We start from the raw sequence: 25,051 nt of genomic DNA, 5'->3' as shown, positions 1-25,051 counted from the left end.
AACTTATTAATAAAAATGTTAGCATTCATTTGAAGCTCTTTTCTTGATTCTGTGGTTTGTGTGGTAACAACCATTTGATCATGAATTGAGCTTCAACTCAATTTCTTAAGATCTTACCTATGACTCAATACTAAAGGCGCGTTGGAATAGGGAGTTGCCATTTATTTAAAATTTGTTGGTATTCACCGCTTTCTTTTATCGCGTTTAATCTATCAGTAATAATTTTCGCTGTTTGCGGGTTAAGCTGCTTACTTGCTGCAAAGTGAAGAGAAGAAGGTAGCTCATCTAAATGTATACGCTTAGTAATTAAGCTTGGGTCGAGCCCTGCTCGCTTTAACTCGTTTTCAAGGGTGAGGGTGTTAGTCACCACAAAATCGATACGATTTTTATACAGCATTCTCCATAGCTGCTGGTAGTAACTCACTAAGACTAGATTCTCACTTTCAGTAAAGCCCTGAGCTTCTAAATAAGCTTGTGCAGAATAACCGCGAATAGTGGCTACTTTGTATTCTTTGGCAAAGTTTAAGTGAATCACTTCATCGTTATGACTGCGTAAACTTACTAGGTATGCATCTGCAAAATACACTTTTCCCAGCCACTTAAACTGGCTGTTTCTGTTTGGCGTTTTTAACAGTGACAGCATGATGGCATTAGGATTAGCGTGTTGTTGTTGAAACATACGCGCCATCGGCATTATTTCAAATTTTGCTGTTAAAGCCGTGCCTTTTAATACTGCTTTAGCGATATCTACTAAGGCGCCCTGTGCTTCACCTTGAGGGTTTTTAAAATGATAAGGCGGTAAATCTTCAGCGATGAAGGTAACCGGGTTTGCGTGACAGACCGCACTATAAAAAACCAATACAAAAACAGTTAACATCATACGCAAACGCATAAATAATTGTCTTTAAAGCAATACATGAGGCTAGTGTAAATAAAATCAATAAAAAGGTACACGTTAAATGTGTGTTTTAGGTAATCAAATTGTTTAATTATTGTTTTTTATAAATTGACGAGGTGAGCATTGATACCAGCGCTTAAAGGCGCGATTAAAAGAGCTTTGCTCATTAAACCCCAACATAGTTGCAATACTGCTTAGCGGATAATGAGGAATATAAGTTAACAAACGGCGTTTTTGCTCTTGCTCAAGAAGATCACCAAAATTGGTGTTTTCTTGCTTTAGGTGGCGTTGCACTGTGCGCGGGGTCATATTTAAAGCACTAGCCGTTCTGATCAGTGAGCAGTCCTGCAAATCGTATTTAGCCATTAAAATATGATTAATTTTTTCTGTTAATAATTGCTGACTTTTAAACTGGGATAGCTGTTGCTCTGACATTTGCTTTAGCACAGCGTTAATCTGGGAGTTATCGGTTTTAAAAGGAAGGGTTAAGTAACTACTTGGAAACTCTACTTGATTAAAGTTAGCGCCAGCTTTTACTGGGCAATTAAACCATTGCGCTAATTGTTGTAACTCACTGTCTGAAAAATGTGCTGTAAAATAAACGCAACTAGGCGAAAGCTGAGGATTAAGCAGTTGGCGTATAACACTTACCCACGCGGTCATATTTCGTAATACGGCCTGTGGACTGCACTGTGGGTCTGCTAACCAGGTTACCTTGCAAAGTGTTTGTTGCTGTTCAAACTCAGCACGCCCTATGTTAGCCACTAAACTGTCGTAGCTCAGTAATGCAGTAATGGCACTGGCTAGATTAGTACTCGATTCAATTAAATACCCAAGTACACCAAAATCAGCGGTACGTATTTGTTTTCCTAATTCAAACCCGAATAAGGAGTCATTTAGCGTTTGCTGTGCATAACTAAGCAGCGCATTATAGCTTTTTAAGCTAATACGAGGCGCTAATTGTTGTGTTTGCTTATTTGTATATTCATCAAATTCAATGGCAGTTAGTATCTCTTGGCTATCTAATCCTGTGCTTTGAAGATAATCCAAACAGCTAGAAAAGTAATGATCGGCTAAGGTTTTCATTTGTCGCCTAAAGCTAAAAAATAGTCATCTAATCGCAAGTTTGCCATGCAATATTTTTATATGCTAGAGATCTATAAAAATAATAGGGGGCACACAATGATTGAGATAAACGTTAAACATAGTGTGGCAGCAACGCCTGAACAATTACGCACCTTATTATTAGCGCATGCTGATTTGGGGCGCTTTTTTAATGCGCAGTTTGAAGTGTTAACACCGCAAGACTTTGGTGAAATAAGTGGTGGAAAAGGCACCATTAGACAAATAAAAATGCAAGGTACAACATTTAAGGAGCAAATAATAACGGCCGATAATAGCCACATTTGTTACCGCATTTTAGGGGATAAACCCGTTGCACAGCACCGTGGTGATATTTACTTAAAAGCCAATAATGCTCAGCCATCACTCACCGAGATCAGCTACCATATTCGTTGCATTGCGCCTTTGTGGTTACCCGACTTTATACTGGCTTTTTTTATAAAAAAAGATGTTAGCCAAGCACTTAAAAAAATAGCCAGCTATTTTCAGGAGCAAGCGCCATGAGTATTGAAATTATTTTATTGGCACTGAGCCCTATTTTTTTGCTGTTTGTAGGGGTTGAGTTTATAAAATTTAGACGTTACTACGATATAAAAGACAGCTTAGCCAACGCGTTACTTGCTTTATTACATCAAGGCGCTGATGCCATTGCGTTATTATTATTAATGCCGTTTTTTTATTGGTTGTATCAGTTTCGACTATTTGATATTGAATTGACAGTATTTACTGTATTAAGCGCTTTTTTACTGCAAGACTTTTTATACTATTGGTTTCATCGTGCATCACATCATATTCATTGGTTATGGGCCGCTCATGTAGTGCATCATAGTTCTACTAAAATGAACTTTACCACGGCATTTAGGCAAAGTTTAATGTATCCGCTGGCGGGAATGTGGCTATTTTGGTTGCCGATGATATTAATAGGCTTTGAGCCTGTGATTGTTTTTGCGGTGGTGGCACTTAATTTGGCTTATCAATTTTTTGTACACACGCAAGTGGTAAAAAAGCTCGGTTGGTTTGAAGCATTATTTAATACCCCATCGCATCATCGGGTGCACCACGCTATAAATAATGGCTACTTAGATAAAAACTTCGCTGGCGTTTTAATTATTTGGGATAAATTATTTGGCACTTATGTAGAAGAGGATGAAAACAAGCCCTGTAAATACGGCATTATTGGTCAATTAAACAGTAATAACCCAATCAAAATCACCTTTCATCAGTGGCAGTATTTATTTAAAAGTACTTACCAAGCTAAAGGGTTAAAAGCCAAGTTAAACGTGTTGTTTGGCTACCCAACAAGCTCTCAAAGTAGTAATAAGTAAGCCTATTTTTATATAAAAAAGCCAGGAGCAAATAGCATCACTCCTGGCTTATCTCACAGTAAAATTTAGTTATTTGGCCGTTGTGATCACTGTATCAATTAAGTGTACAACGCCATTACTAGTGTAAATATCAGTGGTTGTTACATTGCTGCCAGCTACTTGTAGTGATGTAGCCGGTAAGCTTACTTGCCACCAAATATCGTTCACAGCTTGACCATTACTTTCAGCGGCTGCCGTATCACCTGAGAAGGTATATAAAGGGCGGCCAAGGTAAGCGACTTGCATACTGTCATCTGAGCGAGCAATCAAGGATAAACCCGGAATATTTTCGATAGACGCCGCAGTGCCTAACACGGGTGGCCACGTTGTTGCACAAGTTGCTTCACATACGCTCATTGCTTCACCTAAGTCGTTATCAAATACATACACCGTTTTACCTGGCATTGCATCGGCCATACCCGTTACTAAACGATTATTAGTTACTTCATAAGCTACGCTGTCTGTTGCTGTATTTTCGGTACTGGTAAAATCTACCACGTTTACGTTTAGCATATTCTCAGCAAGTGTAGTGACCATTTTACCGTTAGCAGCAAACGCATCAGTACTACCTACTTGGGCAGCTAATACATGTTGAGTAAGTACGCCAGTAAGTGCAGTAGTGTCAGCTAATAGAGCATTTAAATCAGCGGTAGGAATTTTACTAAATGCCGCATTTGTTGGTGCGAATACCGTAAACGATTTAGTGGTATCGTTAAACGTATCCACTAACCCTGCTGCTTGCAGTGCAGTTACTAGTGTAGATAATGCAGATGTTTCTGTGGCAACTGTTGCAATAGTTTTGGTCGGTGTGCCTATTTCAGCGGGTGGCATAATCACTTTGTTTAATACATGAATAACGCCGTTGTCAGCAGTTACATTCGCTGTAGTTACCGCCGCATCATTAATAAACAGTGAGCTGTCTACATACGATAAAGCAGCCATATCACCATTTGCCATTTCAACTTTGTTGTTCTCGCTGTTTGCAATGGTGGCTGCTGCATCAGATAGTACATTTGCATCTGCTACTACATGGTAAAGTAAAATATCACGAAGCGTGTCGGTATCTGCCAATAAAGCGTCAATAGTGTCTTGACCAAGGGCAGCAAATGCTGCGTCAGTAGGTGCAAATACCGTGAATGTGCTGGTTGGATCGCTAACCAATGCGTCTAAACCTGTTGCTGAGAGTGCGGCGAGTAATGTAGTAAAGCTGCCATTTTCACTTGCAACATCCGCAATTGTGCCAAAACTCTCTGGTAGGGCAACGTCAGCAACAATCACAGAGTCAATTACGTGAACAATGCCATTAGTTGTTTTTATATCAGTTATTACCACATTAGCGCCGCCAAACATCAAGATGTTGGTGTCTGCGTTAATTGAAATAGGTAAAGTATTACCAAGCAGTGTTTCAGCTGATTGACCGTTTAGAGACATTGCGGTTACTGAATCAATAGAGCCAGTTAACACATGTTGTTTTAGAATATTGCCGAGTACATCTGGATTAGCTAATAGGGTGTTTATCATTTTGCTACCAACAGCTTCAAATGCAGCGTCTGTTGGGGCAAATACAGTATACTCCTTTGAATTATCAGACAATGCAGCTGTTAAACCCGCAACATCAAGCGCTGTGAGTAACGTACTAAAATTACCAGCTTGTTGCGCTGTTTCAACAATATTTTTCGTTGGCGCAGTTTCAGAAACTTCTTTAGGCATTAAAACAGCATCAATGACGTGGATAATACCGTTATCAGTTTCAATATCAGTCATGGTAACGGTGCTTGTGTTTACTAACAGCGTATCGCCATTTAAAGATAGAGCAATATTTTGACCATTGACAGTTGCAACCGTTGTGCCTGCGAGGCTAATTGCTGTTTGTGCATCAACACTACCTGATAAAACATGATAGGTTAATATTGAACTAAGCTTGTCAGTATCAGCTAATAAAGCGTTGATTTTGTCTTCACCTAGTAATGCAAAAGCCGCATCGGTGGGAGCAAATACTGTGTAACTATTCGTTGCATCATCAAGAGTCTCGTCAAGACCTGTTGCTTCTAAAGCTGCAACGAGTGTAGTGAAATCATCAGAACTTTGTGCAGCATCAAAAATGGTAGTAATTGGTTGTGGGTCAGTACTTACAGGTACGTTATCATCGTCATTACAGCCTTGGATCAGTAACAAGGGAAGTATGACTGCGCATAGCTTAAATACTTTATTCATAATTTTTCCTTTAATTGAATGTTACAGTGTTATAGCTGTGTGAACATTACGTAAGGGAAGCTATAACTGATCAAAAAAAGGCCTGTTATTTTTTGTTTTGGGATATCGTTAAGATTTTATTAGACTATTTAGAAAAAATTCAGGTTACTAAGGATTTGGCGCCCCTAATAAAAATAAATACGCTGCAGATATACACGGATGAAGAATACACACATTCCTAAAGCGCCAGTAAAGTCATCAACACTGTGCTCGATGTAATAACCATAAAATATGATGACAGAGCTTGCAAGAAAGCCAATGGCAAAGCTGTCGGCTAGGCGTATATTGATAAATAAGTATTGCTACTATGACTCTTCGGGAATGACATAAACTAGACAATAAGGCCTATCAAAGCTGCTGATACCATGATAGGAATTAATAATTTTGGATTGACGAATTTTAATAATAAAAATTTACTTTTAGCGCGCACATCACAAACCATAGCCCTCGCATTTAATAGCACAAAACAGATGTTGTTAATGTTATATAAATTGCAATTTATGTATAATGCAGCATATTTCATATGTTAAAAGTTATTAATGAAGGTAATTTATGTCCAACTGTTTGCACTTGGCAATACCGGCAGGTGATCTCGAAAAAGCGAAAACATTTTATTGTGACGTACTTGGCTGTAAAACGGGCAATAGTGAAGCAGGGCGATGGGTAGACATTGATTTTTGGGGTAACGAGTTAACGCTTCACCAAAGCGAAGAGCGCTTACCAACGGTACGTCATGATGTTGATATGGGCGCGGTGGCAGTCCCTCACTTTGGCATTCATCTATCAGAAGATCAATTTCAAGCTTTAAAAACGCGCATTGCGGCTGCTGGTCTCGAATATTTAGATAAACCATACCGTCGTTTTGTTGGCAATGAATTTGAACAAGAGACGTTTTTTATTGAAGATCCAAACGGCAATGTTTTAGAAATGAAAACTATGGTAAACCCAGAAGTCTTATTCAAAAAAGACGAGTAATGATTATGCGCCTAAACGATTACTTTAGGCGTTTTCTCTTGTGTAGGTTTGCTTAGCCTGCGCTTTTCGTAATGACTTTTTTTGATACATTGCTTCATCACCGGCTTTTAAAACCTCATCTAAATTTTTAGGCGCTTCGCTATAGTTGATTTGCCCTACGCTTGCGTAAATAGCGATGGTGTTGCCTTGGTGCTCTAAGCTAAGCGCATTTAACTTTTGTTCAAGAGTCGCAACTCGTTGGTTAATTTTATCTTTGCTGGTAAATAATGCCATAGCCACAAACTCATCCCCGCCTAAGCGTCCAACCGCATCTTCACTGCGCATATGGTTATTAATCAATTGCGCTACTTTGCTTAACACTTTATCGCCAACATCATGGCCATAACTATCATTTATTACTTTAAAGCGGTCTAAGTCTATATATAAAAAACACAGGATACCGCCTTGTTGAGCATGTTGAGTTAATAAGTCGTTTGCTTTTAAGCTCCAACCGCGACGATTATGTATATGACAAAGGGGGTCGTAATTAGCGTGTCGTTCAGCCTGTTTTTTTGCATAACTGAGTCTTTGTATTCGCTTGGCGACGGCGATGGCCAGTAGTAATGACTCAAGAGTAAAAGCAATCACAAACCCATAACGTTGAATAAAAGGGCTGTATTCGGTGAGTAATATTCTAAAAGTCATACTAATAAATACACAGCTTAAGGCTATAAAAACTAAGCCTGCCTCATTCACACCTTGCTTAGCTTGCACGGCTGAGAGTATAAAAATACTCATTACAATCAATAATGATAAGTAGCCTGTAATCGCTGAGGTGATATCAGCAATAGCGGGTAAATCTAAGGCTACTTTTTGTAAGCACAAGGTAAGTACACATAAAGCGGCAATTTTTAAAAATTTACTCACTTTTGGCCAATATTGCGGCAATTCTAATATTGCGCACATAAACCAAGTCGCACTTAATACGGTTAAACCAATGCTTAATGAATAAAGATTTCTAATAAACTCAGAAAACTGATTTTGAGCAAATAAATAGGGTTGACCTTCTTGTAAAAAGATAAAGCTAGCAATACAAAAAAGGTATGCACCATACTGTTTGAAAATAGCATCTTTAATACCATAACCTATTATTAGTACATAAAAAATAAGTGTGGCACACAAGCCATAAAACACTCCGAAAATTAAATTATATAGCTGAACTCTGCCAATAAACTGTTGTGTATTTAGCCATGTAAAACGAGGAGTGTAGTTATTTGTTACTGTTACAATGAGCTGCGCGTTAAAGCTGCCTTGCTCCATTAAAACGGCTATCTGATTCGTTTTTAAGGGGGTCTTTGATACGCCATCTTGTTGCCACGAAAAACTCTTAAGTGCAGGACGAGTAAAAGTGAATACACCACTTTGGCTTAGGGTACATACTAATTCAAATTTGTTAACCCCTTTTTCAAGTCTTATGTCTGATGCAACACCTTGCAACAAGGGGGTTGATACATTGTTTGCAATAGCTGTTAAATAACAGTTATCTTCAGCGAAAGCTGCGCCGCTCAATAGCAGAGTAATAAAAGCCAATATGATACCGTTGAACCTGAGGAAGCGGGAGCTTGGGAAGAGGAAGCTATTCCTTATTTTCACGGTAGTATTGCGCATAAGTGAGACATAAAAATAATAATTACCTCATACTAGCAAAGCTAGTTTGCTTTACTAGTAAATATTGATAAGAAATAGTGACCTAGGCTGCCGTTAGTTGAACTTCGACTGGCTTCGGGTTAAGTTGTTCTGATAAGTTATTGCTTTAAAATAAACTGGTAGTTTTTTACTTGCTTGAGATCGGGGGGTTGATCACCCTTGGTGGATCTAAAGTAATTGATCGCATTAAAAAGGATTTTCATGAAAATAAAAACAACAATAGTTAATCGTACTTTATTATGCGCTTTATTAATTGCGCCTACCTTAAGTGTGGCTGAATTACCGGTTTCTCCTCAAACCCCAGAACAATGGCGCAGTGTTAGTGAGCGTGATATTGAAGCCGCTTACGGCATATCGGTACAAAACCACCCTGGTATGTTTGATGTTAACAACCCAGCCTTTCCTGAACTATTAAAGCAAGCAAAAGCAGAGGCACTTGCACTGTCTGCCAAAGCGAGCGGGCCGCAGGTTCATGTTGCGGCAATTGCGCGTTTTAGTACTGTGCTACAAGATGGTCATGCAGGTGTGTTTTTAAGCGTTGAACGACCTGCTCGTCGTTGGCCTGGTTTTAGTGCCGTTTGGCGGGGTGATGCATTAAAAGTGTATTACAGTGAAACAGATAATATAAATAAAGGTGATGTGATAAGTGGTTGCGATGGGCAAAGTACCGAGACTTTAATGCGAAAAAGAGTGTTTAAATTTCATGGACAGGTTACACAACCTGGGCATTGGTGGCAGCAAGGTTGGCGGTTACTAATTGATGATGGTAACCCATTTTTAACACCTCTAAAAGAATGTCAATTTATTAAAGCTAATGGGCAAGCTTACAGTAAAACCCTTGATTGGTCTGTTCGGCCAAAGAGTGTAAGTAAGCATTTAACACATGCCTATAATGGGGATGAGCTTACAACCGATTTAACTTGGCCTGCGCAAAACATAGCGTGGATTGCTATGCCCAGTTTTGCAAATAACGATAAGCAAACTCATGATTACAACAACCTGTATAAAAAAGTGACTGAACAACGTACTAAGTTACTCAGTGAAAAAACGGTGGTTTTAGATCTTCGTCATAACCAAGGTGGCTCGTCTTATTGGAGCTTAAAGCTTGCAAAAGTGTTGTGGGGTGAGCAAGTTGTTGAACAAAAAATGGATAACTACTCACAAAATAGCCGGGTTTGGTGGAGAGCGTCAAAAGATAATACTAACTATGTTAAATCGTTAATTGAAGTGGTGAAAGATCAACCTGAAGTCCATAAAGAGATTAAAGAAATAGCTGCAGGTATGGCAAAGTCACTTGAAAACAATAAGCCATTTTATATAGAAGAGCTGCAAAATAAATCAAATCAAAGCGAAAATACATCGCTAGTGAGTGACTTTAAAACACAGGTTTTTGTTATTGTGCCGCCACAGTGTGCAAGTGCCTGTCTTGACGCCATTGATGTATTTAAGCAGTTTTCAAACACTCAGTTATTTGGCGCGCCAAGCAGTGCTGACTCATTGTATATGGATGTTCGACTAGCCGAGTTACCCTCAGGGTTAGGTAAAGTTATTATCCCTAATAAAGTGTATGTTGATAGAGCAAGAGGAAAGGGCGATTACTATAAGCCCGATATTGCCTATAACGATATTGATTGGACAACCGATAAGCTATTAGAAAAAATTAAACAGTTATAAAAAAAGCCGCTCAATGAGCGGCTGGAATGTTTAATTACTTAGGTTTATTAAAAGGTATAGCGTGCACCAATTGCGTAGCGTGGACCATACTGGCGAGCAAATAAGAACTGCTCTTCGTAACGGCCATAGCCTTGCTCGGTTTCATTATTGAGGTTTATACCTTCAAAGAATACCGTCACATTCTCGTTAACGTCATAATTTACGCTCATATCCCACTGGCCATATGTTTTAGCATATTGTGGTGGTGCATCAGCAGAACCTTGTGCTTGGCCTACACCAATAAGGTATGAATCGCGCCATGCGTAAGTCAGTTTTACTGATAAGCCATCTTTTTCGTAAAACGCTTGGAAGTTAGCTGAATCACTTAAGCCCGTTAACGGAGCTTGTTGGTCTAAGCTGTCTGTATCAAATTCAACATCTCCGTCGACAAATGTAGCATTAACACCGACACCAAAGCCTGTTTCGCCAATTAAGTGCTGTACTGCCACTTCAAAACCATCGACTGATTTGCTATCGGTATTTTGTGGTTGGCTAATGTTCCAAGTAATAAGCGGATCGTTACTATTTGGTTCAATTTGACCATTGACATTACCATCACCATTAGCAAGCATTTGTGCAAAAATGGCATCGGTTGTTGCTTGCTCACCACGTGCCTCAATATCACTCACAGCTTGTAAATAGCGCGGGCCATTTAAAATATCATATAAGCCTTCAATGGTGGTTGGGGTAATGGTGGTTTGAATAAAGTTATCAACGTCCTTTTTAAAGTAACCTACAGATGCATAACTGCCTTCTGCGTAGTAATACTCTAAAGATAAATCAAGATTTGTTGATTCAAACGGTAATAGCCCCGTGTTACCTTGACTACCTACGCGTGATCCCGGTTTTGGACTGCCTGTTAGTGAACGACCGCCAGCTAAATCGCCCAAAGGTGCACGCGACATTGTTTTGCCCCACGATACGCGAGCAACCACGTCATCAGTTAGGTCAACACTTAAGTCAATTGATGGCAGTAAAATATCATAACTGCCTTCTTGCACTAAGAAGTTATCATCGCCACCTGCTGAATATTGAGTGATCCACTCTGAAGCGCTTATCCAATTAACTTGTTGTTCAACACGCTGACGAACAGAGCTGGTTACATCGGTTTCTTCGTAGCGAAGACCTGCGTTTACTTTAACGTAGTAATTACTAACGTCAAACTCCCAACGTGATTGAACATAAATACTGTTGGTAATTTCCTCAACCGAGCTTTGACTGTCAATGCCATCAAGATAGGCATTAGGTGCATAAGCATCGCCGCCTGTTACATCAGCGGTTAAGTATGCCATTTGTCTTGCTACGGCTTCGTCAAAATCATAGCTGTAGTAATAGTTTGGTTGTAAATTGCTACCGCCACCGGCAAATTGATCTAATAATCCTGAGGTATCATGAAGTGTAAACATACCATCTGGGAAAATTTCAGTGTAAGAAGGGTTAAAACCAGGGCCACCAACTAAGCCACTCCATGCCTCATAACCACCGGTGTTTTGCTCTGTGCGCGAACCACCAAACTTAACTTCAATTAAACCAATGTCAAAACTTTCATTTATCCAACTTGCATGTAGTTGAAGTTGTTCAATATTTGATTCCCCCGGTGAATGAATAAACTGGCTAAAGTTTGAATCAATCTCACCTGGGCTTAATACATTCGTGCCGTTTTTCCAATTAACTTGCGTATGCGGAACTTCGCCAGTGCGGTAATCATAAATTTTATTAACAAGCTGATCAGAACCTAAAATAACTTGCCCATCACTACCTAGACCTTTGTCTGCGCCATTGTCGGTTTCGTTTTTAGAATCATGGTAGTCAAGCTCAATTTTCCATGTATCATTAATTTGCCAATCTAAATTTAAACCGATAGAACGAGCTTTTACTTCAGTGGTGTTTTTACTCGAGGTAAATGACGCATCGTTACCACTTATATCTGCATAAATTGCTGTGCCATTTTCATCTAGCTCGTAACCGTTAATATTACTGCCAAAGTCGTTCCAAATACCCCAGCCGAGAGTTTTTGACCCTGTTGTAGCCTCACTTGCTGTGTAATCAAGGGTGGCCACAAAATTATCAGTGGGTGCAAATTGCAGTGTTACTTGCCCATTGGTACGCTCACGTTGTAAATCTTCAATAGCGTAGTTCATGTCTTTTGCAAAAAAATGATTACCTACGCGATTACCGTCTGCATCAACTGGGCGAGCATCAATAAATTTATCTTCTGAAAGAGTCGGTAAATCTACATTAGCTTGCCAACCTTGAATATTAGCACTTTGTTTTTGAAAGTCGCGCTGTTGATGCGAGAATGAAAAGCCAATACCAAACATTTCATCATTAAAGGTATTGCTGTAAATAGCTGATATTTCAGGTGTTACATCGCTACCAACTTCATTTGATGAGTCATGAATTGCTTTTGCTGTTGCTGAAAAGTGCTGCCCAGGTCTTTGCAGAGGGCGCGATGTTGAAATATTAACTGTCGCACCTAAACCACCGCTAGGCACATCAGCACGGGCAGTTTTAAATACTTCTAAGGCACTTACACCTTCTGAGGCGATGTTTTCAAGATTATACGAACGAGAGTTACCCGTTCCAGGCATTTGGCGACCGTTAAGTGTTACCAAATTAAATGAAGGGCCAAAACCACGGACTGTAATTTGGCTACCTTCGCCGTTTGCACGACTCACCGATACACCCGTAATGCGTTGTAGTGATTCAGCTAAGTTGGTATCTGGGAATTTACCCATTTCTTCGGCAGAAATTGCATCGACTACCCCAGATGCATCGCGTTTCATGTCCATAGAGCGGATCAGTGAACCACGTATACCTTTAATTTGTATTACTTCGATTTCAGGTTCGGCAGTACTTTCTTGCGCAGCGTTAGCGAAGTTAAATGTGCTTGCAGCGATGATAAGTGACACAGAAGCCGCTATTTGGCTTTTTTTAAACTTATTTGTGTTCATAATTGCTCTGCTTTTTACTAAATTTTTTACGGTAAGTAGGTGCTTATACGCACCTACCATAAAGTGATTCTTAGTTATGGAATGCCAATGAATGCGTTATCTACACGATAAACAGCGCCTTCACCTGTGTCCCAAGTTGGATAAATCATCACCACATCTAATGCACTAACATCTAAACCTGCACCCGCTAAATCAGCAAGGGTAAAGGTATATGTTTGCCATTCACCAATAGTAGGTTCTACACCTTCGACGCTGTCAGTTAATGGAATTTCGACAGCAGAGCTACCGTTATCAGACTCAACTTTGAAATTCCAAACTGAATCAAGATTATTTGGTTTTGAGATCACCTTTAACTCAAACGCTATTACGCCGTTTTCTAATATCGAAGTAGCATCGAATGCTTCACCGCTTCCGCCTGCAGCTGTGCGGCTATTAAAGCCCATTACTGTTGCTGTTGCGCCAATAGTAAACTCAGCCGTTAAACCGTGTTCTTCATCATCCATTACTTCAACCGGTTTTGAACCACCACAACAATCCCACATTGGCCAATCTAGGTTTTGTTCATCACTGAAAAGATCGACTTTTGGTAAGTCACCTTCAATAGTTACATTGGTAATTAAGTACTCGGCACCGCCACCTGTTTGCCATGTAGGAAATACCATTAATACATCAATAGCACTTATATCGAGGCCTCTTTCTTGTAGTAAAGAAAGTGGAAACGTATAGGTCTGCCATTGGCCAGTAACAGGTGTTACACTTTCATTACTTTCGCTAAGTGGGACGTCGCCCGTATTAGGGCCGCCATCACCGGCTTCAGCCTTTAATAACCAAGTAGTTGAAGATGTTGGAGGAGTCACTACTTTCATATCAAATGATACACGACCATTTAAATCAAGCAGTAAAGAAGCATCAAATGGAGACGATGACCCTGCAAAGCCATCAGGGAAGTGACCACCACGGGTAGAGAAACCAAGCACTGTACCGTTATTATCGTTGATATTAAATTTAACAACGTCGCCTTTGTCAGCGTCGGTAATGGTTTCTGGTGTGGTTCCGCCACAACAATCCCAAGCGATCCAGTTTGCGTCTAAGCTACCATTAAAAATATCAAGGTTTTTTGCAACACCATCACTTGGTGGAGTAGGTACAGGCGCTTTACCTTCAACAAGTGCATCTTCTAAGTTGTCGTAACCTGGGCGCACTGTCTCACAGCCTTTACCTGTGTCAGTATTAGCTGCACATTGATAAACGCGTACGTAATCAATCTCAAAGCTTTGACCCTCTGCAAATGCTGCAGCGTCAACGCCTAAGTTATTTACGTTTTCCGGCCAATCACCACCAACGGCGTTATTTAAAATAAGGTAAAAGTCTTTATCAAAGGGGGCATTATCCCAATGTGTTGTAAGCTCGCCATTACCTTGTTCAAAGTATTCAGCAAACCAACCTTTATGTTTTAGGCCAACAGCTTCGTCTTTTGAGTTATAACGAACTTCAGAACGACGTTGTGTGGCATATAAGTAGCCATCAACGTACCAACGAATTTCGCCCTCTTGCCATTCAATAGCGTAAGTATGAAAATCGTCAGCAGGATTCATCCCTTCAGGGAATGTATACGCTTTACCAGAGTTCGAGTTGTTAGGCCATTCACGACCATAGTGAAGTGTGCCATGAATATTAGCTTCAACGGTGCCATCTTCAGCAACTGTTTTTAAATTTACAGCTTCTAAAATATCAATTTCGCCAGAGCGCGGCCATGTACCATATACTTCATTAGTTGGCATCATCCAAAAAGCAGGCCAGCTACCTTGCCCTGAAGGCAACTTTGCACGCATTTCAAAACGACCATAAGTAAAATCAGCGTTGTAGCGGGTGTTCAATCGTGCCGATGTATAAGGCTTTTCGGCACCTTCGTCGGCCGGTAAAGCAACTAAATTTAATATGCCATCTTTGATAAACGCATTTTGCTCGTTATCGGTGTAACATTGTTTTTCGTTGTTACCACCACCGGCACAACTTAATTCAAAATTCCATTTGTTAGAATCAATACTTGCGCCATCAAATTCGTCACTCCAAACCATTTGCCAATCAGAAACCGGCTTTTGTGGATCGACTTTTGTGAAGTCAGATTTTGTCTCAGCACTTCCACCACAGCCAAATAGCATGGTCATGGATATTGCCGCAACAAGGCGGCTTACTTTGGTTGTTGTCATGTTCATTAGTTGAACCCCAGTATCGACAAAAATTTAAAAGTACTTCGTTGTGGTTGTTATTGTGTCTACGAACGAAGTTGTAAGCGCTTACATTTATCAATGTGTGTGTTGTAAGCGCTTACATAGAGTAAGCTAAGGTTGTAATTTGGTCAACAACAGACTGCTTGTTTTTTTAACTTTAAGTTTACATTACCTGCTTTTTTAGTTTTAAACTGAAAAGTTATTTAATTTTTAAATAACTTCAGAATAGTAATATATTAATGGAGATAGGATTTTAGTCTAATTATATCAGTTAGTTGTTATTCTTTAGTGCCATCAAAATATTAAAAGTGAATCCACATGCTAATTAACAATATTTTTCTGTTATCGCTAAAAGGTATCTAATAGTAGGCATTTATGTTTATTAATTGGTTTTCAAAGGTCAGCGTTGAGTAATCAAACCAGCAGTTAATAACTTTAACAGCTGAACTGCCTAAATATTACTCTAATGGCTTTGAGCCTGCTTCTAAGACTTTTAACAATACAGCTTTAAAGCGCTTAAAATCTTCAATATGGGGTAAATGACCTAAATCAGTCAGTTCAAATAGTTGGCTGTGAGGAATTAATGCCGCGGCTGATTTACCTAATTGATCGTAGCGGCCAAGTTCATAATCTACTCCTTGTTTCTTCCAGTTACGGCCAGGTCCTGTTCTGTCTCTTGTACCTATAATTAGTGAAACAGGCATGGTGAAGTTTTTAAACTCGGTGATAACGGGTTGAGTAAAAATCATGTCGTATGTCTTTGCGTTAACCCACGCTACTAGCTCTTTATCTGGGCCTTGAATTTGTCCGGTGATAAAATTCGTCAGAGCAGCAAATTGGTTATTCCATTTTCCGTCATAGTAATTTTTTTGCTGGTATGCTTTTACCCCGGCAGGTGTTTTAGCTAACTCATTTTTATAAAAAAAGTTAGTGTCTTTGTAATCAACATATTGCAGGTAATTTTCAAGGCCAATAGGGTTGAGTAAAATTAATTGTTGGGTTGTTTGTGGATACATAAGCGCAAAGCGACTTGCCAGCATACCGCCCATAGAATGACCCAATACAATTGATTTATTTATATTAAGTTTGCTCATTAAAGCATGGGTGTGACTAGCTAAGGCTGCAAAAGAGAACTGATAATCTCGTGGTTTAGATGATTTTCCAAAACCAATTTGGTCAGGTATCAGCACGCCATAACCGAGTTTTTGTAGCAATAGTGCAGTTTCAGTCCAGTAATGAGCGTTAAAGTTTTTACCATGCATTAAAGTCATAACGGGTTTACCAGCCTTTGCAGGTAAGTAAATATACGCCATTTTTAACGACAGCCCTTGTGAGTCAAGGTTAAAATAGTCAACGTCGAAATCGTAATTATAGTTGCTTAATAATGCGTCATAACTCAGTGGTTGCGGCGCTTGTGCATTTGCAATACCGAAGACAAAACATAAACTTAATAGCCATATTCTATACATAAGCTCCCTTAATGATTTAAATTAAATCTGTCAAAACATATCTTCACATACTAAGCGAATAAACTCTAAAATTTAATACTATAAGTTAAGGCTTCCTTTGCTTATTCATCGGTAACCCTTATTGAGTATACGCTTTAATCTGCGTAGGCCACGAATCTGTGTTGGGTGATGAAGTATAAAAGGCACGGTTAAATCGTAATAATAAAAAGCCCAGCATTGTTGCTGGGCTTTATTTTTATAGCTTCTTATTCTAGAAACTGTAACTCATTGATACCCACAAGCTGCGTGCTTTTTGGGTGGTATTGTAATCAGATGTACATTCGTACTCTTCCTCTGAGGTTGCTAATAAGCAAGTACGGCTTGATAAGTCGTCATCTAACAGATTATTAATACGGGCATTTAATGCTAGGCTATCATTAATTTTATAACTTGCTGCTAAATGATATAGATCATAGGCTTTGTAGTAGAGCTTTTGTGTTTCAGGGCCCTGTGGACCAGACACATTTGCCGTACCACGGTAACGATCGCTGCGGATTTCAGAAATAAGTGAAATACTCAAATCATCCAATGGTTGCCATGCAAGCGTTAAGTTATACATATTTTTAGGTGTATTAACTAAAGGTAGTCCTTCATCACGACCACTTTTTACTTCACTATCGGTGTAAGTAAAGTTACCACGTAGTGACAACTGTTCAATAATCTGCCAATTAGCAGCAATTTCAACACCACGAGTAGCTGATTTATCTACGTTAGCAGCTTGCGTAAAGGTGGTGCTACCGATGCCAGCCCAACCTGCGCCAATTTCAACACAAGGTTCATCAGCTATGGCCACTTCACAGTTTGGTAAGTTATCTTGGTTAATGATTTTGTCTTTAAAATCATTGTAAAACACCGTTACGTTACCACTAAAACTATCACTGCCATTAAAGTAAGCAGCCATTTCGTAGTTTACACTGGTTTCTGGTTGTAAGTCTGGCGTGCCAACAAAAGGTTTAGTACCTTGGCCACCAAAACCTGTAATACCAGAGAACAATTGGTTTGGCTCTGGGGTTTTATAACCTGTGCTGATACCACCTTTGAAAGTCCATTCATCAGCAGGAGAGTAGGCTAAATAAGCGCGAGGACTAACTTGTGAGCCAAAGATATTATGATGATCATAACGAGCGCCGAAAGTTGCAGTTAGATTTGTGGTAATTTCCCAGTTATCTTCAGCAAATACAGCTGTTTGACGATGATCTTGAGTCGTACCTTCACGGAAGCCATCCCCGTACATACCAAATACACCATCTTCCATTTCGGCATCAAAATATTGTGCGCCTACTACAAAATAGTGGTTATCTATATTTGATTCAAACTTAGTATCAATAATTAAGTTATCAAGTTTTAGCTTACGCATTGGGCGTGGTAAAAAAGTCTCATCAAGTTGAGCGTAAATTGCATCCGTTAGTTCTGGCTTGTCGATGCCTTGATCTTGTACTGCTTGGTCCCAAATGGCCTGCACACCTAAACGCTCTTGTACATTAAGAGGTAATGAGCGACCAAAGTTTTCACTGCTGCTTTGGGTAATGCTGCTGGTAAGCGTACCAACATCGTATCGACCAACATGTGCAAATACAAATTGCTCACGTTCAACACGTTGATATGGAGTATAACCAACGCGTGGCTGTACAATGCCTTTGCTAACACGCCATAAACTGACTGGGCTATCTAACGTACCCGTTTGACCTTCGGTGTTATCGTAACGCTGTTTGGCTATGTCGTACTCAAAGGTGATTTCATTCTGATTATTGATCAGGTAGTTTATTGTTGCGCCGGCATTCCAGTTACGTGCTGCAACGATTTTTTTATCGCCAAAGCTACCATCATCAACCCACATGCTGCCATCTGGAAGTGGTAAACTTTCGCTGTAAGTTGGCTCACTTTCTTGACGGTCATAAAAACTACCACGGATCCCGTAAGTTAATCCCTCAACGCCGCTTGGGCCGGTCAAATATATATCGACTTTATTATCGTTACCGTATTGATCGTCTTGTTGGATATTACTGCTTACCGTGACGCTACCATGGGTGCTATCAAGATTTTTACGAGTGATAATATTGATTACACCACCGATTGCATCAGCGCCATATAAAGTGGACATTGGGCCACGAACGACTTCAATTCGCTCGATAGCCTCAAGTGGCGGCATATACATAAATTGGCTGTTACCAAAGTTGTTTGGGCCTATATTACCTACATCACTTTGACGGCGGCCATCAATAAGCACTAGAGTATAGCTTGCGGGTAAACCACGCATGGTAATACTAATATTACCGTTTTTATCTTGTCCGGCACCAACATCGATACCTTCGATATCACGAAGCGCATCAGCAAGGCTAGTAAATGGCTTATTTTGTAGATCTTCGCGAGAGACAACTGAGACACTTGCAGGTGCATCTATTAATTTTTGCTCATAACCAGAAGCGGTGACAACCATCACTTCCATATTTTCAGCTGTGTCATCATCAGCAATAAGTGTTGTTGATGTTAATAATGCACTGATCAGTGAGGCCAGATAAAGCGGGCGGGATTTCATTGTACTTCCTTCATGACAAGAATAAAGATTATTAATCTAATAAGTAACCAAGGTGGGTATGATAACAATTATCAGTTGTATATTCAATTGCGAAATATTTACATTCAATGAATGATTTTCATATTAAATAAATGTGGGGATGGAGTATGAGCATTAAAAAACCCAGCGTTTGATGCCGGGCTTAGTTAATTTAAGAGTGTTTGCTTAGCCAAGTATTGACCGTGTTAGAGGTGCCTAATAAATGCAAATGGTATAGAGTTGTTGCTATTTAGAGAGCTTTATAAATTAAAGCGGGCACATATAGCAGTTAACTCATCGCATCATTATACTTTTCGGCTAGACTTTCTTTTTGACTTTCGGTTAGCGCTTTACCGGCTAGTTGAAATACTTCATGCTCTTCTTCAGCGAGATGATGATGTACAAGATGATGTAATTTTTTAGCGGTCACAAGCCACGCTGGTGAGCTCATATCAGTTTCTTCAAGTTGCTCAATCAATTCATCAAGTTCATGATGCTCTGCAATACTATGACGGGCTTTTTCATGGGTTAAATCATCAAACATCAAAGGATTGTAGAAATAACGCTCTTCAAATTTAGCATGTTCTACTAACTCATGTTTTAAATTATCCATAAGAGACTGTCTATTCGGTGACTCCCCCTGGGTTTTTATCAGCGCATCGACAAGCGAACGTTGTTTATCGTGATCATTACGAAGTGCTTCAAAAATATTCATGGGTTTTCCTTGCTTTACTCATTAATTACAATGAATATTGCAAGACAGAAGCCAACGTTTAAGTTGTTGTAATATATTGATTTAATTTTTATATTTTAGCTTGTTAGGATGTTTTCTTGTAAAAATTACCGAGTTAGGTCTTTATATTACATCCATATACATTGTTATTCAAAAGCAAAAAGGCCAACATGAATGTTGGCCTAAAAGCATATTTACACAAAATAAGAGAGTTATTTATTGGCGTCTTTTACCGCTTTTAACTTGCCTGCATGGTCAATCTCGAATGCTGGCATGTCTTTTTTGCCGTCAATTAAATAGTTATCCATCCAACGCATTAAACGTAAACTGTAATCATATTGCGCGGCTACTTTACGGTTACCATGACCTTCGCCTGGATAGTATACAAGGCGTACATCTTTGCCTTGTACTTTCATATAACGGTACAGTTCCATTGATTGTGCAGGGTGTACACGAGGATCATCTTTACCATGCATGATCAGTAATGGTGTTTTAGACTGGCCAGCCCAGTAAATAGGGCTGCGCTCTAAATACCACTGCCATTTATCCCATGGGTATGAACGTGCATGCACAAGATTCATTTCGTTGGAAATATCAGTAGTTCCAAATTTAGATAGTTGGTTGGTAACACCTACAAACATTACGCTCGCAGCAAAGTGTTCAGTTAATTTTGTTGCGGCCCATGCTGATGCATAACCACCATAAGAGCCACCCGTAATACCAACACGTTTAGTATCAACTAAGCCCATTTCAACAAGATGCTGTTTAAAGTCAATTAAGTCGTCAAACTCTTTACCTGCATAGTCGTTTTGACCAAGCTTTGAATAATCAACGCCTTTACCTGTAGAGCCACGGTAATTTGGGTAAAAGACAGCATAACCACGTGCTGCTCCCATTTGACCTGGACGCGAGTAGTTTGTTACCCAACCGTCTTTGTCATGGCTTTCAGGGCCACCGTGCACTGACATGATCAATGGATAGCGCGTGCCTTTTTCATAACCTAATGGGTAGACTAATACGCCATCAATCTCAACACCGTCGCGAGCCTTAAGTGAAATAGTTTCTTGCTTAGCAAAACGTTTGTCATTCAACCAGTTGTTTGAATCCGTTAAACGTTGTGCTTTAGAACCACGAATAATGAATACTTCATTTGGGTGCTTTGCAGTGTTTGCACGTAGCGCTAAGGTTTTATCTGAATCAGAAATACTCAGATTTGATGCAATAAATTGGCCTTCATTAATAATTTTTTTGTATTTATTAGAGCCGGTTTTAATGCTTGCGACAAAACTTTGCGTACCTACATTGGCAATAAAATTAAGCGTGTTGCGTTTATGTGACCATTCAAAATCAACGATATGACCCATGAAATTAGGTAACCAATCACTTACTTCACCTGTTTTTGTGTCAGCTAAAAATAAACGACCAGCTGCTGGATCATGCTTATCTTCGGCACCTAGAATTGCGATGTAACGACCATCATGAGACAGTTCAGCACTGTCTAATTTACCTTCAGTAGCAAACGACATCGTCACTTGATTAGTCGCAATATCAAATAAGTGCCATTGTGATTTAGTGTATTTGTCGTCAATTAGCGCTGTAGGCTGGGTTTTTACTAATAACTTATCGCCTTTTGCGGCCCAGTTTACATCACTTACATAGTTCGCAACGTTAAGCGCTGTTGGTGTCAGAGGTTTATCTGTTTTGGCTAAATCGACAATAAATAGTTGTTTATCTTTTAAGCCTAGCTCATACACCTCAGCCATAAAGCCTAATTTTTTTAGCTCTTTTTCAGATTTATCAGCCGCTGGCATAGCTAAAATAGCGAGTTGTTTGTTATTCGGGCTTAACTGATAGCTAGAAATTGATGTGTCTTTAAGCGATAGTACTTTTTGCGCTTGACCACCATCCACTGGAATTTGATATAACGCGGTAAACTTGTCGTCTTTAAGTTTTGCTAAAAAGTAGATCGTTTTGCTATCGTTTGACCATTGAATACTCTTGATACTTACAGAGCCGGTAATGAAAGGACGCTCGACACCTTCATCATCGACGACATAGAGTTCGCTGTAATTGGCGCCATTCTCGTCGACGTATAATTCACGTGGCACTGAGCGGGTAAATGCAACATTGTCACCATCTGGACTAATGCTGGTTTGAATAACTGACTGAATTTTAGGGATATCTTCTACAGTAAGCGATGTGGCTGCAAATGCCAGTGAGCTTGAGAGTCCAAGAGCCAGTGCTAGGCTAGTTTTTATCATGAATTTTCCTTCGCATGTTTTAATTATCGAAGGATTATAACAAGGTGTACCTTAAATGCTAAAATATGCGATTAATACGCAAACATTGTCGGCTAATGGCTGTAGCGCACACCAACATAAAAGCGACGGCCATTTTGATAAATGCCCGTTGGCGCATATTCATTACGCTCATAAAGGTAAGTGATCTCATCGGTGAGGTTTATCGCTTCAATAACAAAATCAAGGCTATCAGATATTTTAAAAGTGACGCTACCATCAAGTTGGCCAAAATCATCCATCATAGTCTCTCCCACACCCGTGGCAAAATGTGTGCGATAGTTATACGCCAAGCGTGAGCTTAGCCAATCATTTTCATAATAACTGGTTAGATTAATAGTGTGTTTTGAGGTGCCGGGTACATAATCGTCGCGCGCTGATGTGCTATCTGTTCGGTCGCCATCAACAAACGTATAGTTGGTGATCAAGCCAAAACCATAGATAAGCTCTTGTTGATAGCCAATCTCAACACCGCGAATAGTACCACCACTGCCATTGATTGGTCTGTCAATGGTCATTTCAATGCCTTCATGTTGTTCAATGGTACGTTTAAATTCAACAAATGATTCGACATCTTTATTAAATAACGCCACAGAAAGGAGGGCAGCATCATTAAAATACCACTCAACGCTTAAATCAAATTGATTGGCTCGATAGGGGTCTAAGTCAGGATTGCCTCCTTGACCCTGTGCTTGAGTGACATTGTAATTAGTTGAAGGCATTAAATGATTATACTGAGGACGTGACATTACGCGTGCGGCGCTGATACGGGCGATCAGGTTCTCATTCAAATCAATACTGATATTGGCGCTGGGTAATATATCGACATAATTTTTATTATGTTGCTGCCATGCAAAACTTTCTTGTTGTTCAACCGGTGAACCAATACGTTTATAAGCACCAGCGTCTTGCCTAGTATTTACAAGCCTTACGCCAAGGTTAGCACGGTAGTCATCACCATCTAGCATCAATTTAACATAACCTGCGGTGGTGCGTTCTTGAATATCAAATCTGCTAGCTTTTTCTTGTTGTTTTATAAAGTCGATAGTTTGGAAGTCTTTTGATAACGCACTAATATTGGCGAAGCTATAATTTCTGAGGGTATATTGATCACCAATATCGGACAAAAAGCCATGGGGAAAACTAGCAGGGTAATCCGCTAACGTCCAATCAAGCTGTTGAGCTATACCATCAAATGCGCCATTGAATGAACGGTAACGAATAAAATCGCGTTGATGGTCGCGGTATTTTGCACCTACTTTAATCGCGCTGATGATAGAATGATCAACTGCGCGTTCAAAATCACCTTGTAAATAGAGCTCTTGATCATTGGAATCTTGGCTGTCGTTACGTGCTTCTGTCAGTTGCCAAGCCTGTGCATCAAGGGGAGAAACATCATAATTGGCAATAATATTTTTACGCTCAGTGGTGTTTACGCTAAAAGCAGTATTGGCGGAAAATTGCGATGTGTGATCTTGCTTAGAGCCACCACCGCCTTTGGTAAAACCAATTTGGTATTGGTTCTGCCAAAGGTGTGCTTGTTGACTGACAATTAAATGCACACTGCTGGTATTTATTTCAGATTCTCGCCAAATAGCTTCCATTGCAGTACTAAAAGGCAGGTTTTGTGCATTTTGCTCAGGCACTTGTGAATAGCGGGCGTAAGTTAATGTGTTATCACTTATACGAGCATCACTGATATGGCCACCTCTGGCAAACACGCTACTGGGTTGCCATAAAAAGTTTTGGTTACTGTTATCGGCATTAAGTACTGAATACAAGGTATTAAGTTGAATATTCCAATCTAAGTTTGGTTGATATTCAAAATTCGCAGTTGCACTAGTCAAAATACGTTGTTGCTGGAAAATAGCTGAGCCACCTCCGCCAGGTGTCCAAATATTTTTTATATCTGCGGTGTTATCGTCACTTGCTGTGAGCGTACCATCTGTATTTTGTTGGAAGTTTTGCTCATGCCAACCCCAAGATTCAAGACCATCACGACGCAATGAACGTTGATTACGCGTGAAAGTTATCAGAGCACCAAAATTTTTATCTGGATTAGTCCAGTTATAAAATGCAGCCAGTTGTGGGTCAAACTCGCCAGATAAATCATTGTATTGTATTTGTGCGTTGGCAACAAAATGATTACGTTCGGTATGCAATGGACGCTGAGTTTTTATATTGACAGAGCCACCGAGTGACCCCTCGTTATGGTCTGCTTGCGGGGTTTTATAAACTTCAAGCGAAGATACTAAATCAGCAGGTAATAATGTGTAGTTAAAACCTCGGTTTGGCTGAGTTGAGATCCACCAATCGGCCGAGGCAATGGCTTGGCCATTCAAAAAAGTACGATTTTGCTCAGGTGTTGTGCCCCTGACACCGACACGCTCACCTTCACCTTGTGCACGCGATAGTGAAATTCCGGTAATACGTTGCAATGCTTCGGCAACATTTTTATCTGGGAACTTACCAATATCTTGTGCACTAATTGCTTCTATGATTGATTGGCTATCACGTTTATCTTGCAGTGTTTTGATAGCGCTGTCATGAAAGCCCCTAATTTGAATTGTTTCTAATTTTTTTTCGTCGCTGGTAACAGGGGGATTTGCCATACTCATAAATGAGCAGAGTGTGAAGAGAATCGTCATGTTAACAAAATTGACTGCTTTTATCGGCATATTCGACCCAGTTGAAGCGACATTAAAAATTATGCTGCAGCTAAGTACTTATAAGATAAGTGCTTAGCTGCGGGCTATGTTATGA

At 39.8% G+C, this 25,051-nt stretch carries 15 protein-coding genes; 4 read left to right on the top strand and 11 right to left on the bottom strand.

Annotated elements, in window-relative coordinates:
- Positions 1-130 precede the first annotated feature (130 nt).
- Both H5183_RS03120 and H5183_RS03115 read right to left on the bottom strand, forming a co-directional pair.
- Positions 131-892: an ABC transporter substrate-binding protein gene (locus H5183_RS03120; protein ID WP_182730922.1), complete on the bottom strand. Its 762-nt coding sequence runs from the start codon at positions 890-892 to the stop codon at positions 131-133.
- 93 nt (positions 893-985) lie between these two features.
- Entirely contained in the window at positions 986-1,984 is a 999-nt protein-coding gene (locus tag H5183_RS03115) for an AraC family transcriptional regulator (protein ID WP_182730921.1), read from the bottom strand.
- Between the two features lie 96 nt (positions 1,985-2,080).
- Between H5183_RS03115 and H5183_RS03110 the strand changes: the two genes are divergently transcribed.
- Together H5183_RS03110 and H5183_RS03105 are read left to right on the top strand one after the other, a co-directional pair.
- On the top strand, positions 2,081-2,524 hold the full coding sequence (locus H5183_RS03110; RefSeq protein ID WP_182730920.1) for an SRPBCC family protein: 444 nt from the start codon (positions 2,081-2,083) through the stop codon (positions 2,522-2,524).
- Positions 2,521-3,345 (top strand): sterol desaturase family protein, encoded by an 825-nt coding sequence (locus tag H5183_RS03105; RefSeq protein WP_182730919.1) that lies wholly within the window; start codon positions 2,521-2,523, stop codon positions 3,343-3,345. The genes H5183_RS03110 and H5183_RS03105 overlap by 4 nt, the downstream gene beginning before the upstream one ends.
- A gap of 69 nt (positions 3,346-3,414) precedes the next feature.
- Here H5183_RS03105 and H5183_RS03100 read toward each other — a convergent pair whose 3' ends face one another.
- Positions 3,415-5,598: a fasciclin domain-containing protein gene (locus tag H5183_RS03100; RefSeq protein ID WP_182730918.1), complete on the bottom strand. Its 2,184-nt coding sequence runs from the start codon at positions 5,596-5,598 to the stop codon at positions 3,415-3,417.
- 591 nt (positions 5,599-6,189) lie between these two features.
- On the opposite strand from H5183_RS03100, the gene H5183_RS03095 reads away from it, so the two are divergent.
- Entirely contained in the window at positions 6,190-6,612 is a 423-nt protein-coding gene (locus H5183_RS03095) for a VOC family protein (RefSeq protein WP_145234299.1), read from the top strand.
- A gap of 24 nt (positions 6,613-6,636) precedes the next feature.
- Here H5183_RS03095 and H5183_RS03090 read toward each other — a convergent pair whose 3' ends face one another.
- The gene (locus tag H5183_RS03090; RefSeq protein ID WP_257326961.1) at positions 6,637-8,181 is read right to left on the bottom strand and encodes a diguanylate cyclase; all 1,545 of its coding nucleotides are present in this window, start codon (positions 8,179-8,181) and stop codon (positions 6,637-6,639) included.
- A gap of 318 nt (positions 8,182-8,499) precedes the next feature.
- On the opposite strand from H5183_RS03090, the gene H5183_RS03085 reads away from it, so the two are divergent.
- Complete coding sequence (locus tag H5183_RS03085; RefSeq protein ID WP_182730916.1) at positions 8,500-9,972, top strand: S41 family peptidase; 1,473 nt, start codon at positions 8,500-8,502, stop codon at positions 9,970-9,972.
- 47 nt (positions 9,973-10,019) lie between these two features.
- Here H5183_RS03085 and H5183_RS03080 read toward each other — a convergent pair whose 3' ends face one another.
- From H5183_RS03080 to H5183_RS03050, 7 genes are all read right to left on the bottom strand, one after another.
- Positions 10,020-12,965 carry a TonB-dependent receptor gene (locus H5183_RS03080; RefSeq protein WP_182730915.1) on the bottom strand — a complete coding sequence of 982 codons (2,946 nt, stop codon included), beginning with the start codon at positions 12,963-12,965 and terminating at the stop codon, positions 10,020-10,022.
- A 74-nt stretch (positions 12,966-13,039) separates the two neighbouring features.
- Positions 13,040-15,181 carry a glycoside hydrolase family 16 protein gene (locus H5183_RS03075; RefSeq protein ID WP_182730914.1) on the bottom strand — a complete coding sequence of 714 codons (2,142 nt, stop codon included), beginning with the start codon at positions 15,179-15,181 and terminating at the stop codon, positions 13,040-13,042.
- 473 nt (positions 15,182-15,654) lie between these two features.
- Positions 15,655-16,665 carry an alpha/beta fold hydrolase gene (locus H5183_RS03070; RefSeq protein WP_182730913.1) on the bottom strand — a complete coding sequence of 337 codons (1,011 nt, stop codon included), beginning with the start codon at positions 16,663-16,665 and terminating at the stop codon, positions 15,655-15,657.
- A 250-nt stretch (positions 16,666-16,915) separates the two neighbouring features.
- Positions 16,916-19,240 (bottom strand): TonB-dependent receptor domain-containing protein, encoded by a 2,325-nt coding sequence (locus H5183_RS03065; RefSeq protein ID WP_182730912.1) that lies wholly within the window; start codon positions 19,238-19,240, stop codon positions 16,916-16,918.
- Between the two features lie 307 nt (positions 19,241-19,547).
- Entirely contained in the window at positions 19,548-19,973 is a 426-nt protein-coding gene (locus tag H5183_RS03060) for a hemerythrin domain-containing protein (protein ID WP_145234283.1), read from the bottom strand.
- A gap of 230 nt (positions 19,974-20,203) precedes the next feature.
- The gene (locus tag H5183_RS03055; RefSeq protein ID WP_182730911.1) at positions 20,204-22,252 is read right to left on the bottom strand and encodes a S9 family peptidase; all 2,049 of its coding nucleotides are present in this window, start codon (positions 22,250-22,252) and stop codon (positions 20,204-20,206) included.
- Between the two features lie 92 nt (positions 22,253-22,344).
- Positions 22,345-24,936 (bottom strand): TonB-dependent receptor, encoded by a 2,592-nt coding sequence (locus tag H5183_RS03050; protein ID WP_259397093.1) that lies wholly within the window; start codon positions 24,934-24,936, stop codon positions 22,345-22,347.
- Between the last annotated feature and the right edge of the window lie 115 nt (positions 24,937-25,051).

Source organism: Pseudoalteromonas sp. SR44-8, from assembly GCF_014163635.1.
Lineage (GTDB): Bacteria > Pseudomonadota > Gammaproteobacteria > Enterobacterales > Alteromonadaceae > Pseudoalteromonas > Pseudoalteromonas rhizosphaerae.
The sequence above is the reverse complement of the archived record's forward strand: the minus strand, read 5'-3'. Positions and strand labels throughout refer to the sequence as shown.